This is a genomic window from Nocardiopsis sp. NPDC055824 (assembly GCF_053616335.1).
In genome coordinates, this window is record NZ_JBSHDN010000051.1 from 23,321 (window position 1) to 35,826 (window position 12,506).

The window sequence follows — 12,506 nt, forward strand, 5'->3', positions numbered from 1 at the left end:
GCGTCCCGCTCCCGACAACGACTTTCCGGCCCGGCCGGAGAACGGAAGAACCCCAGCATGACCGCAGTCTCCGAGAACAACGCCGGCGCCACCAGCGGCCTCGGTGAGATCGAGCGCGACGCCGAGCGCGTCAACGTCGACGACAAGGCGATGATCAACGCCCGCGCCGACGTCAACCAGCTGCTCCCGCTCAAGTACACGTGGGCGTGGGAGAAGTACCTCGCGGGCTGCAACAACCACTGGATGCCCACCGAGGTCGCCATGCAGGCCGACATCGCGCTGTGGAAGTCCAAGGACGGGCTGACCGAGGACGAGCGCCTGATGCTCAAGCGCAACCTCGGCTTCTTCGCGACCGCCGAGTCGCTGGTGGCCAACAACATCGTCCTGGCCGTGTACCGCCAGCTCACCAACCCGGAGTGCCGCCAGTACCTGCTGCGCCAGGCCTTCGAGGAGGCGGTGCACACCCACACCTTCCAGTACATCTGCGAGAGCCTGGGCCTGGACGAGGGCGAGCTCTTCAACATGTACCGGGAGGTCCCGTCGATCACGGCGAAGGACGCCTGGGCGCTCAAGTACACCCAGAACCTGGAGAACCCGGAGTTCCGCACCGGCACGCCGGAGGCCGACCAGGCGTTCCTGCGCGACCTGGTGGCGTTCTACGTGATCTTCGAGGGCATGTGGTTCTACACCGGCTTCGCGCAGATCCTGTCGCTGGGCCGCCGCAACAAGATGATCGGCATCGCGGAGCAGTACCAGTACATCCTGCGCGACGAGTCGATCCACCTGAACTTCGGCATCGACGTGATCAACCAGATCAAGATCGAGAACCCGCACCTGTGGAGCGAGGAGTTCCAGGGCGAGGTCCGGCGGATGCTGGCGGAGGCGTGCGAGCTGGAGGTGGCGTACGGCCGCGAGACCATGCCGCGCGGCGTGCTCGGCCTCAACTCGGAGCTGTGCGAGAAGTACATGCACTTCATCACCGACCGCCGCGCCGAGCAGATCGGCCTGGCCCCCATCTTCGGGGAGACGGAGAACCCGTTCCCGTGGATGAGCGAGATGATGGACCTCCAGAAGGAGAAGAACTTCTTCGAGACCCGCGTCATCGAGTACCAGACCGGCAGCGGCCTGGACTGGGACTGACGGTGTCCCGGCCCGCGTGAGGCGGGCCGGACGGGGTTCTCCTCCCGGGAGGCGGACACGGCCTCCCCCCGGGCGGCCCGGATCGAGGCGCGCGATCCGGGCCGCTTTCGCGTGCGGGGGGTGTGTCCCGGGCCCCGGCCGGAGGCGCCGGGACCCGGCCCTCAGCCCTTGGCGGTCCAGGTCATCCGGACGTTGAAGGTGGCCTCGCCGGTCCCCTTGACCACCACGACGTCCGCCTCGGCGCTCACGGTCACACCGAATTCGACCTCCGTCTCCGAGGGCGCCAGCGAGGAGGAGGAGAGCTCCTCCAGTTGCGCCGACACGGCCTCGGCGATCTTCCTGATGCGGAGCAGGACGGAGTCGAGCCTTTTGTCCCCGGTGGCCTTTCCCGGGGTCCGTGAGACGGGGGCGGCCCCCTCCTTGCGGACGGGGGCGGACTCGATGCTGATCACGGTGCCGTCGTCGGTGACGAAGTCGATCACTTTGTTCACACTGGCCTCACGCATTCTCCGAAGGGGCTTGCCATTCCTCTTGATGTCCACAGAAAGTAAAATAGGGGGAGATGTCCGGCAACGATGATATTCCGCTGCCGTCCGCGCGGAGGAAACGGTGGGACGTACCAGTTATGACCGGGCGAAACGGCTCAAGTGCCATCTGGCGGGACGGACGCGACGGCACCGGATGGCGCAAGTCGTCGAGGTCGGGATCCGGAGCCGACTGCTGCGAGGCCTCCCTCGGCGAGCCGGGCCGCGTGTGCCTCCGCGACTCCCACCGCCCCGGAGGGGACGTCCTGCGGTTCCGGTCCCGCGAGTGGCTGTCCCTGGTCTCGTCCGTGCGCTGAGCGGCCCCCGCGGCCCCGGGCGTGTGCCGGGACCGCCCCCTCCTCAGTCCCGGACGGGGAAGATGTCGGTGTCCAGCCGGGTGAAGGACGCCATCGTGGTCACGAAGCGGTGCTCGGGCCCGAACCGCGAGGTGTAGTGCTCGCGCAGCGCCTCCCACTCGTCCCCGACGTCCTCGCCCAGCGCCCGCCGGCTGATCAGCAGGTTGCGCCGGGCCGTGGTCAGGAAGACGTGGTGCTCCCCCAGGGCCTCCCGGCACAGCTCCACGCTCGCGGCGTCCTGGGCGCGGGCCTCCTTGAGCCTCCCCAGGGCGAACAGGTCGTTGCCCAGGTTGACCTCGACGGCGGTGAGGGTGACGTCCGCGTCGGGGAAGCGCTCGCGGATCTCCGCCATGGCGGTGCGGTCCAGCTCGTGCGCCCGCTCGTACTCGCCCAGCACGCGGAACACGATCGCCGCGTTGGCCCTGGAGGCCCAGGGGAAGAGGTGGCGTGAGGGGAACCTGTCGTCCATGTGTACCAGGAGGTCCTCGACCAGCCGGCGGGCCTCCTCCAGGCGGTTGGCGAAGGCCAGGTTCACCATGTGGATGCTGTTGAGGTGCAGCGTCGGCGGGGCGTGCGGCCCGTAGCGCGCGACGTTGACCTCGCGCGCCTGCTCGGTCAGCTCCAGCGCCAGGGTGTGGTCGCCGAGCCGGCGGTGGATGACGGAGAGGAAGACCGGGATGTCCGAGGTGTGGGTGCTGGCGTTGGCCTCGGTGACCTCGAACCGCCTCCGGCAGTCCACCAGCGTCTCCCGGGCCTCCTCCAGGTACCCGAGGGCCATGAGGCCGAGGCCGATCGACAACCGCGTCCGCAGCGTCGGGATGCCGTCCGGCCCGAACACGTACTTGCGCTGTTCGAGGGTGCGCCGGTCCAGCTCCAGGGCCTGCCGGAAGCGGCCGAGGCGGCGCAGGCAGCCGCCGATGTCGTGGGCGATGACCAGGGTGTTCTCGTCGTCCTCGGCGAAGAGCATGGTCCTCGTCCGGTGGATGTCCTCGAACATGGCCAGGGCCCTGGCGTAGTGCCCGAGGTTGCTGAGCGCGATGGCCCGCGCCCGGTGGGCCTCCAGGGCCTCCTCGCTCTCCGGGCCCTCCAGCTGGGCCTGCTCCGCGTACATCCGCTCCGCCTCGGCGAGGGCGATCTCGTTGTCGCCGCGGATCCGGAGGATCCTGGTGCGCAGCAGCTGGATCTGGAACCTCTGCGCGGTGTCGTCGTACCAGGCCTCGATGGCCCGGTCCGCCAGGGCGAGCGCGGCGTCGCCGTTCCCGGTCTCCACCAGGTAGACGATCACGTTGCCCACCAGGCCGCGGACCTGCGGGTCGTGGCTGCGCCACGCCTCGGAGGCGTCCACGTGGGTGTACAGCAGCTGGTACTCGGGCCAGTTCTGCGGGAGCTCGGGGCCGAGGGGGTCGCTCTGCGCCAGCAGCCGGTGGGCCAGGTCGCGGTAGCGCACCCGCTCCTCGTCGCCGAGGGTGCTCTGCACGACGGTCTGGAAGGTGACGTGCAGCTGGAAGGTGTGGTTGGTCCGGTCGAACTCGGCGAGGCTGTGCCTGCTCACGTAGCGCAGGACCCTCGTCAGGACCATCTCGTTGCCGAGGATCTGTGACAGGTCCGGGTTGGGGCTCAGCCCGCGGGCGCGGTGGAACAGGGTGCGCGAGAGGGAGCGCGGGGCGAAGAACGAGCAGAGCTGGACGAACTCCCTGACCATCCGCTTGAGGGCGCGGTCGGGCCCCGTGCCGCGCCGGAGGTCGTCGAGCTGCATGTTCCAGGCCGCCGCCAGGGGCAGGGGGTACAGGTCCTCCGGCTCCACGTGGGTGACGAGTTCGTCGAACTTGTCCTGGAGCAGGTGGAGGAACTCCTCCACGCTCATCAGGGAGTCGCGCAGGTAGGCGCCGACCTGCGCGAGCGCGAGGGGGAGGTGCTCCAGCCGCTCGGCGATGCGCAGGGCCGTCGCGTCGTCGTCCAGGCCGTGGGGGCAGACCTTGCGGAGCAGGGCGACGCTCTCCCGCGCGCTCAGGCTGGGGACGATCGAGCCCTCGCTGCGCCCGCTGGGGATCCAGCTCTGGTCGCGGGAGGTGATGATGACGTCCCCGGGGCCGTTCGAGGGGAGGACCTCCTCCCCCAGCTGGTCGAGCTCGGAGACGTCGTCGAAGACGAGGAGCCAGCGCCCCACCCCGGGGTCGCCCTCCAGGACCTCCCGTACCTGCTGGGCGACCTGCTCCAGGTTCCCGGTGTCGTCGCCCAGGCCCAGGTACCGGGCCAGGCGCAGGTAGGACTGCTGGACGTCCGAGGCGCTGTTGGCGGCGAACCACCAGATCAGGTCGTACTCGTCCCGGTGCCGGTGCACGTACTCGGTGGCGATCTGGGTCTTGCCGATGCCGCCGCCGCCCGCCAGCAGGTAGACCCCGCCGACGGAGTCCTCCAACAGGTCGTGGACGTGTTCGAGGATCTTCTCCCGCCCGGTGAAGTTCAGGTTGTGCGGCGGGACGCCGCGGAGCTTGGCGAGCGGCTTCTGCCGCGAACGGCGCAGCCTCGAACTGCCCAGGGCCAGGGGCTCCGAGCCGGCGGACTCCGTCGCGGGGGTGTGGGGGTCGGTCACGGTCGGGCTCGGTTCCTCTCGGGGGGCGGTGGTCTGGGGGCGGGGCGCGTCCCCGTGCCGGGGGGCGGGGCCGCCGGGGGAGCGCGCCCCGTCCGGGGGTGTGCTGCGGGCCGCCGGGGCGCCCGTCGGAGCGGCCTCGCGGGCGGGCGCCTCCCCCAGGGCGACGCGGAGCTGGTCCGCGAACCTGCGGTACTCGCCCGGCATCTCGGAGAGCGCGGGCAGCACGGCGCGGGCCAGGTCCTCCTCGCCGTCGAGCGGGGGGTCCTGGGGGGCGCCGGTCTCGATCCGGGACAGCCACTGGTAGAGCCTGGCCGCGTCCTTGAACTCGATCCCGAGGGAGTAGAACACCGACCGCATCACGCTGAGGTCGCCGAATCCGCCCAGGAGGTCCCTGCGGACCCCCGGAAGGAACTCCAGGGCCGCGGCGGCGGGGTCGTCGAGGTCCCCCAGGGGCACGGCCGGGTCCATCAGCTCGCTGCCGAACACCTCGGCGATCTCGGTGACGGCCGCGCGCGGGTCGCGGGGCGCGTGCGGGATGTTGCTCTGGATCAGCTCGGCCACCCTGAGGTTGACCGGGGCCTGGGCCAGCCGCACGGCGAGGTCGCGTGCTCCGCGCGAGGCGTGGGAGAGGAAGCGCGACACGGGATCGGGGTCCCAGGGGGCGGAGCCCGGGGGCCGGGCGCCGTCGGCGGGGAGCACGGCCGCGTCGGCCTCCCAGGCGCCGGCCCCGCCGCTCACGACCGCGCTCCACGCGGTGAGGGCGTCCGGGCCGAACTCCAGCACGGGGAGCACGGCGGCGTCCGCGGGGAGGCCGCCGTCCCCGGCGCCGGCCGCCGCCCCCGTGAACTCCCAGGAGGAGGGCGGGACGGGGGACGGCCCGGTCATGCGCATCGGCCCGGGCGCGAGCGGCCCCCCGGACCAGACGGAGCGGTCCAGGAGGTGGAGGAGGACGGTCGGCAGGCGGGAGGCGAGCGAGGCGGCCCAGGCGCGCAGCCTCGGGCCGCGCCACCCGCGGTCCTGCGTGTCGGTGACGAGGACGGCGACCGCGGCGTCCGGGGGGAGGTGGGACTCCAGGGGCCACGGTGGATCGTGTTCACCCCTGGTGTGCGTGGGGTTGCCGGGGTGGAAGCGGACGACCGTGCACCCGGCCCGCCCGGCGCCCTCGACCAGCGCGGCCACGCTGTCGCGGTGCAGCTCCATGAGGGGGGACGAGTCGACGAGAACGACCGGGCGGGACGAGCCACCTGTCAGAGTGCTGAGTGCGTTCTGGTACCTGTGGGACAAATCGTCCATTATGTCGTCTTTTTCCCCTTGTGGGGAACTTCAAAGGAGGGGTCGGCGGGCCCCTCTTCTGAACTCCTCCTGGAAATGTCCTTCCTCCGATTCTGCCACGCCGCCGTCGGGGGCGGTGCCGTGCGGCGCGTCCCGATCGCCCGGGAAATCGGAACGGACCCCCGATGTGCGTGTTCGGGAGGGTTCACGGGTCGGTATCGCCTCCGCTTCCAGACGATTTCGGCCGAACGGCACGGGCATAAAGGATGGAGTGGAATGGTCGGCACGGCGGCTCTCCCCGGCTCGGTCAGTCCGGCACGTCACGGGAGGCCGCCGCCCGAGGGGACGGCACCGCGCCCGTCCCGCCCCCTCCCGCCCGGGGGAGCGCCGAACCCCCGTCGAGGACGGCCCGCGCGAGCACGTCCCCGTAGTCGTCCTGGAACAGGGAGACGTCGCGGAAGTCGGGGTAGTCCTGCGACTTGTCGCGGAGGAGCCGGGGGAGGGCGGTGATCCTCACCCGGGACCGGGGCTCCCGTTCGAGCAGCTCGTTCACGAAGTCGAACACGGCCTTCTTGGGGCCCTTGACGATGGTGGGGACCCCCATGTTGACGGCGGAGTCGTAGACGTGTTCGGCGTCGCCGGTCTCGGAGTCCACGGCGCACACGGTCAGGTGCGACCTCGACAGGGCGTCCGCGACCTCGCTCACCTTCTTCTCCCACGTGAGGAGGACGTTGCGGTCCTCCACCAGGGCCTCCTCCCGCTGCTTCTCCGAGCGCAGGAGCCACCGGCCGGGAGGGGTCCCCAGGTAGCTCGGGTCCACGTGCCGCTCGCGTATGTGGTAGACGATCTCGTACCTCGACGCCAGCCGGGAGGGGAACTGCACCTCGCTGGTGCCGGTGGCCTGTCCCAGGCGCAGGTACAGAAGGTTCCTCGGGAGGAAGACGCGCAGCCGCAGGGACTCCTCGTTCGGGGTGACCAGCCTGCGCATGACCACGTCGCTCATGAGGTCGCCGATCTCGTCGCAGATCTCCGGCTCGCTGACCAGCCTCGTGTCCTGGTGCAGCGGACGGCCGTCCGCCTCGCCCCGCCGGGCGAAGCCGTGCGAGAGCTTGAAGCCGCCGGTCACCGGCTCCAGGTCGAAGAACACCATCGTGTCGGGCTCGTCGGGGACGGGCTCGGGGGCGGGGCGCTCCGCGGGGGAGGGCTCCTCGGGCCCGCGCAGGCGCTCGCCCCGGTCCGCGGCCAGGGCCTCCGCCCACTCACGGCCCAGGACGGAGGCCTCGTCCCGGATCCACTGCCAGACCATCGGCGGGACCGGCCTGTGAGGGGAGACCTCCCGGTAGACGTGGTGGACCCAGGCCACCCGTAACGGCGGTCTCCCCGCCCCCGGCACCAGGTCCCACAGCGCGGTGAGGACCCGCCAGGCGGTGGTGGCGGCCCCCTGCTGCCTGACCCGGCGCATCTCCCGGGGCTCCAGCAGCCTCTCCGGCGGGACCGCCTCCAGGGGGATCGAGTCCAGGAGGTCGTGCAGGCGGTCGTAGGTCCGCCTCCCGCACAGCGACTCGTCCGCGAGGCGCTGGGCCGAGACGGTCTCGCCCCCGGCCCGCTCGCCCGCGATCTCCTCCACGGGCAGGATGAAGGCGATCCCCGAGGGCTCGCCGGGACGCCCCCACTCGTAGTGGTGGTTCATCTGCACGAGTCCCACCAGCTCACCGGTCTCGGTCCGTACGGCGCACCCGCTGAACCCGCCGGTGATCCGGGACGACCGCGAGGGAGGCGTCTCGACCTGGTGCGTGACGCCGTTGGGTCCGCCCCTGCCGTGGTAGGTCACCGAGGCCTGGAGCGACCGCATGTCCTCCGGGTACCCCGTCGTGTACAGGGCCTGCCCCGGCTCCAGGCCCCCGCAGCCGCTGAGGACCGGGAAGTCGGTGTCCGGCAGCCCCGGGCCGCTCAGGCGCAGCAGGGCCAGGTCGCGGCTCTGCGGCCCCGCCGCCCACAGGTCGGTCGCGACCTCCGCCTCCCACACCCGCCCGTCGAACGAGCGCAGGCGCACCGTGGTGCCCGCTCCCGGGTGGTCCTCCGGGTCCCCGTCGCGGCCGAGCGCCGTGTTGACGACGTGCGCGCACGTCACCAGCAGGCCGGGGGACAGCAGGACGGCGCCGCCCACGGCCTCGTCCTCGTAGAGCACCCGCATCTGCCAGGCCGGTTCGTTCGGCTGGAGGCCGCGGGGTGAAAGGGGGGTGTCCACTGTCGGGGGGACCTCTCTCGAATTCCGTTGTGCCCGGAACCGTTCCCCCGAGGGGCGACTGTGAACCAGGGGGCGAAGGCCCGGCGCCGGGCCCCGCCGGCGGGCCGGACACGCGGACGACCGCCCGCGGGGAGGCGTCCCGCGAGCAGGGGCGCGGGCCGGACCCGGCACGGCTGCCGGAGAGCGGCCGGCGCCGCGGGCGGCGCCCCCCCGGTGGTCGCGGACCCTGAAGGACCGGGGGCAAGCCTAAGCTGACCGTGTGGACCCTCCCACCGATCCCGCGGCCGAGGCGGTCTTCCGCCCGGTGCCGTCGGGCAGAGCCCTGGAGGCCACCGTCGACCGGCTGCTGTGCGCGATCCGGCTCGGCGTGGTCCCCGCCGGAGCCCGCTTCCCCGCCGAGCGCGACCTCGCCGCCAGGCTGGGCGTCGGCCGCGTCACCCTGCGCGAGGCCCTGCGCCTGCTCCAGGACCGGGGGTACGTCGAGGCGCGCAGGGGGCGCAGCGGCGGAACGTTCGTCCGCGGTGTCCCGCCCCGCCCCACGCCCGGCCAGGCCCTGCGCGGCCTCGCGGCCACGGGCGCCGGGCTGGACGACCTGCTCGCCCTCCGCCGGGTGGTGGAGACCGGGGTCGTGGTCCGGCTCGCCGAGACCGGCCTGACCGCCGAGCAGGAGCGCCTGCTGTCGGTCGGCCTCGCCGCCGCGGAGCGGGCCGACCGGGCCGCCTACCGCCGCCTCGACACCGTCCTGCACGTCACCCTGGCCCGCCTGACCGGTTCCGAGGAGCTCACCGCCGTCCTGACGGACGTGCGGATGCGGGTCAACGGGCTCATGGACACGGCCCCGCCCACAGAGGAGGGGATCGCGCTCAGCAACGCCCAGCACGGGGAGATCGCGCGCGCCGTCCGCACCCGCGACCCGGAGGCGGCCCGGCGCGCCCTGGGCGAGCACCTCGCCGCCGTGGAGTCGGGGCTCCGCACGCGGTTCGGCTGAACCCGCCGGGCGGCCCCGGCCCCCCACGGGTCCGCGGAGGCCGACAGCGTCCTCCGCGACGCCCCGGTCGGCGCCCCACCGCCCCCTCGGGCCGCGAGCGGCCCCGCCGCCCCACGGTGGCTCGCGCTCCTCCTGTCCGATCGGACAAACCGCGGGCGTCCCGCATGGCCGCACGGACAAACGGCGCCCCCCGAGGACTCGGCGCGGTCTCGAAGCGGTGTGGTTCACCGCACAACCGTTGTGACCCGTGGAACAAGGGGTAGTGATCGCGAGCAATGTCCGTAAACAGCGCGTAAGGGCATCAGTTGCGCGCGCAAGGGAAGGGAGGAGCCGGTCTTGAGCGAATCGATGCTCTGGTCGATCGGAACCTTCGCGGTCTACCTCGCCGGCATGGTCGCCATCGGCCTCTGGGCCTACAAGCGGACCGTCTCGCAGTCCGACTTCGTGCTCGGGGGCCGCCAGCTCAACAGCTGGGTGGCCGCCCTGAGCGCCAACGCCAGCGACTTCAGCGGATGGCTGCTGCTCGGCCTGCCGGGCGCCATCTACGTCTCCGGCCTGGGGGAGGCGTGGATCGCCGTGGGCCTGGCCTGCGGTTTCGCGGGGAGCTGGATCCTCCTCGCCCCCCGGCTCCGGGTGTACACGGAGCGGGTCACCGACGCCCGCGCGGGCGGCGACTCCGACTCGCTGACGCTCTCCTCGTTCCTGGAGAACCGCTTCAACGACCCCACCCGCCTGCTGCGCGGGGTCTCGGCGATCCTCATCATCGTCTTCTACTTCTTCTACGTCGCCTCCGGCCTGGTCGCCATGGCGGCCCTGTTCGACCAGGTCTTCGGCCTCTCCCCGGCCCCCGGCATCGCCATCGGCGTCGGCATCGTGGTGCTCTACACCGTCCTCGGCGGCTTCCTCGCGGTCTCCTACACCGACGTCGTGCAGGCCGCGATGATGTGGCTGGCGCTGCTGGTGGTCCCCGTCATGGCGGTCACCGCGCTCGGCGGTCTCGGCGGCCTGGCCGAAGGCGTGTCCGCCAGGAGCGACGGCCTCCTGTCCGCCGTCGGCGGGGTCTCCCTCGACGCCGACCTCGGCCGGTGGGCCTCCACGGAGACCCTCGGCTGGGTCGTCATCCTCTCCGGGCTGGCCTGGGGCCTGGGCTACTTCGGACAGCCCCACATCCTCTCCCGCTACATGGGCATCCGGTCGGTCAGGGACATCCCGAAGGCCGCCGTCATCAGCGTCACCTGGGCGGTCAGCGCCATGGCCATGGCCGTGGCGATCGGCTTCATCGGCATCGCCTACTTCGACACCCCCCTCGGCAACCCCGAGCAGGTCTTCCCGCTCCTCATCGAGTCGCTGAGCCACCCGCTGGTCGCCGGACTCCTGCTCGCCGCCATCCTCGCCGCCGTCATGAGCACGGCCGACTCGCAGCTGCTGGTCGCGGCGTCCGCGCTCACCGAGGACGGCTACAAGGCCTTCGTGAACAGGGACGCCGACCCGAGGGCGCTGCTGTGGATCAGCCGCGTCACCGTCGTGGTCGTCGCCCTGGCCGCCGCGGCGATCGCGCTGTGGGGCAACCAGTCGGTGATGGACCTGGTCGGCTACGCGTGGGCCGGTTTCGGCGCCGGCTTCGGACCGATCCTCGTGCTCTCCGTTTTCTGGAAGAGGATGACCTGGGCCGGGGCGCTCGCGGGGATGATCGCGGGCGGCGTCACCGCGATCCTCTGGGACGTCGTCGACACCGCCTACCTCGGCATCGGCCTGTACGCGATGGTTCCCGCCGTCGCCCTCAGCCTTGTCGCGATCTTCGTGTTCAACGGACTGGCGAAGGTCAGCACGCAGATGGAGGAGGACTTCGACCGGGTCGAGGCCGAACTCCGCGCGGCCGGGTCCGGCCCCGGGGCCGAGAAGGCCGCCGGGGTCTGACCCCCCCTCCGCGCCGGGGCCGCACCCCGGTGCGGAGGGCCCTCTCCGGGTGCCCCGGCCTTGTGCCCGCTGCGCGTGCACGGGTCGCGTGCCCGGTCGCCGGTCGTCCCCGCGCAGGGGCTTCGCCCGGCCGACGAACCGGCGTCGGAGGAGGCGCCCGTCGACACCGCCGCCAACGGCGTCGAGGGTGGGGAGATCGCGAGGGTCCTCGACGACGGGGCCGATGTCCGCGCCGGGCCCGGTGGCGGGGAGATGTTGCACACCCTCACGAGTCCGAACGACTTCGGGGTGGAGCGGGCGTTCCCCGTCGGACGCAACGAGGGCGAGTGGCTTCAGGTGCTGCTGCCGGTCCGTCCGAACGGCGGCACGGGCCGGGTGAGGAGCGAAGAGGTGTGGCCGACCTCCACGGCGTACCGCGTGGAGGTCGACCGGCGACTTCGAGTTCACCGTCTTCGACGGGGACGAGGGGGTGCGCACCGGTGTGATCGGCGCGGGGGAGGGCGAGATTCCCGCTCCCGAGGGCCGCTACTATTCCACCGAGCTGCTCCAGCCGCCGGATCCGGAGGGGCCCTACGGGGTCTACGCCTTCGGCCTGAGCGGGTTCTCCGAGACGTTGGAGACGTTCGCGGACGGCCCCGGACGGCTCGCGGTGCACGGCGCCGGCGACGAGGACGCGCTGGGCCGCCAGGTCAGCCACGGGTGCGTCCGTGGCTTCGACGAGGACATCACCTTGATGGCCGAGAACCTGCCGATCGGCACCCCGGTCGAGATCTCCGCGTGAGCCGACCGTCTCCGGATCGCGGCGCGGGACGATATCCCGCTCACATGAACCACACACGAGGACTGCCATGCGTCTGAAGCACTACCTGATCGTCGCCGGTTTCGCGGCCGCCGCCCTGTTCGGCGGATCCCCTGCCTGGGCCGACGACGCGGTCCCCGGCTACCCCACCGCGACCCCTGACTACCCCACCGCGATCCCCGACTACCCCTCGGCGATCCCCGGCTACCCCACTGCGGTCCCCGCCCCGGCCGAGTGCCCGACGGACCCCTCCGCGGTCCCCGGCTACCCCACCGCGATCCCCGGCTACCCCACTGCGGTCCCCGCCCCGGCCGAGTGCCCGACGGACCCCTCCGCGGTCCCCGGCTACCCCACCGCGATCCCCGACTACCCCTCGGCGATCCCCGGTTATCCCATTGCGGTCCCCGACTACCCCTCGGCGGTCCCCGACTACCCCTCGGCGATCCCCGGTTACCCCACTGCGGTCCCCGCCCCGGCCGAGTGCCCGACGGACCCCTCCGGGCTGCCGGTTGCGGAGGCGCCCGTTGAGCTGCCGGTTGCGGAGGCCGAGCTGTGCGAGGACCCGGGCCAGCCGGAGCCCGCGCCCGTCGCCGTGCCCGCGTACCCGACCTACATCGACTGACCAGCTGATCCACGACCGGTGTCACCCCGTGGCGAGCACGGGGTGAC

General features: G+C 72.3%; 9 protein-coding genes. 6 read left to right on the forward strand and 3 right to left on the reverse strand.

The features are described from left to right. The first annotated feature begins 57 nt into the window (after positions 1-57). Complete coding sequence (locus ACWGL3_RS13365) at positions 58-1,140, forward strand: ribonucleotide-diphosphate reductase subunit beta (protein WP_267947145.1); 1,083 nt, start codon at positions 58-60, stop codon at positions 1,138-1,140. A 161-nt stretch (positions 1,141-1,301) separates the two neighbouring features. Here the strand turns inward: ACWGL3_RS13365 and ACWGL3_RS13370 are convergent, their stop codons facing one another. Further along, positions 1,302-1,622, reverse strand: coding sequence for a CU044_2847 family protein (locus ACWGL3_RS13370; protein ID WP_267947144.1), 321 nt, complete (start codon positions 1,620-1,622; stop codon positions 1,302-1,304). A 143-nt stretch (positions 1,623-1,765) separates the two neighbouring features. Here ACWGL3_RS13370 and ACWGL3_RS13375 point away from each other — a divergent pair, with 143 nt between their 5' ends. Beyond that, positions 1,766-1,981, forward strand: a complete 216-nt coding sequence (locus tag ACWGL3_RS13375; protein ID WP_267950566.1) for a DUF397 domain-containing protein — start codon at positions 1,766-1,768, stop codon at positions 1,979-1,981. 43 nt (positions 1,982-2,024) lie between these two features. On the opposite strand, the gene fxsT is transcribed toward ACWGL3_RS13375, so the two are convergent. Both fxsT and ACWGL3_RS13385 read right to left on the reverse strand, forming a co-directional pair. Beyond that, on the reverse strand, positions 2,025-5,906 hold the full coding sequence (gene fxsT, locus ACWGL3_RS13380; RefSeq protein WP_452461315.1) for an FxSxx-COOH system tetratricopeptide repeat protein: 3,882 nt from the start codon (positions 5,904-5,906) through the stop codon (positions 2,025-2,027). 286 nt (positions 5,907-6,192) lie between these two features. Further along, positions 6,193-8,133 (reverse strand): S1 family peptidase, encoded by a 1,941-nt coding sequence (locus tag ACWGL3_RS13385; protein ID WP_452461316.1) that lies wholly within the window; start codon positions 8,131-8,133, stop codon positions 6,193-6,195. Between the two features lie 259 nt (positions 8,134-8,392). Between ACWGL3_RS13385 and ACWGL3_RS13390 the strand changes: the two genes are divergently transcribed. The 4 genes from ACWGL3_RS13390 (at position 8,393) to ACWGL3_RS13405 (ending at position 12,459) form a co-directional block, all read left to right on the forward strand. Further along, complete coding sequence (locus ACWGL3_RS13390) at positions 8,393-9,121, forward strand: FadR/GntR family transcriptional regulator (protein ID WP_267947141.1); 729 nt, start codon at positions 8,393-8,395, stop codon at positions 9,119-9,121. Positions 9,122-9,469: 348 nt separating this feature from the next. Further along, on the forward strand, positions 9,470-11,038 hold the full coding sequence (gene putP, locus ACWGL3_RS13395; RefSeq protein WP_267950565.1) for a sodium/proline symporter PutP: 1,569 nt from the start codon (positions 9,470-9,472) through the stop codon (positions 11,036-11,038). Between the two features lie 469 nt (positions 11,039-11,507). Continuing rightward, complete coding sequence (locus ACWGL3_RS13400) at positions 11,508-11,819, forward strand: L,D-transpeptidase (RefSeq protein WP_346660223.1); 312 nt, start codon at positions 11,508-11,510, stop codon at positions 11,817-11,819. A gap of 67 nt (positions 11,820-11,886) precedes the next feature. After that, a complete protein-coding gene (locus ACWGL3_RS13405) occupies positions 11,887-12,459 on the forward strand; it encodes a hypothetical protein (protein ID WP_452461317.1) in 573 nt (190 codons plus the stop codon). The last annotated feature ends 47 nt before the right edge of the window (positions 12,460-12,506 follow it).

Coding starts and splice junctions, on each gene's coding strand:
- ACWGL3_RS13375 (WP_267950566.1), top strand. CDS start 1,766: ATGACCGGGCGAAACGGCTCAAGTGCCATCTGGCGGGACGGACGCGAC.
- fxsT (WP_452461315.1), bottom strand. CDS start 5,906: ATGGACGATTTGTCCCACAGGTACCAGAACGCACTCAGCACTCTGACA.
- ACWGL3_RS13405 (WP_452461317.1), top strand. CDS start 11,887: ATGCGTCTGAAGCACTACCTGATCGTCGCCGGTTTCGCGGCCGCCGCC.
- ACWGL3_RS13365 (WP_267947145.1), top strand. CDS start 58: ATGACCGCAGTCTCCGAGAACAACGCCGGCGCCACCAGCGGCCTCGGT.
- putP (WP_267950565.1), top strand. CDS start 9,470: ATGCTCTGGTCGATCGGAACCTTCGCGGTCTACCTCGCCGGCATGGTC.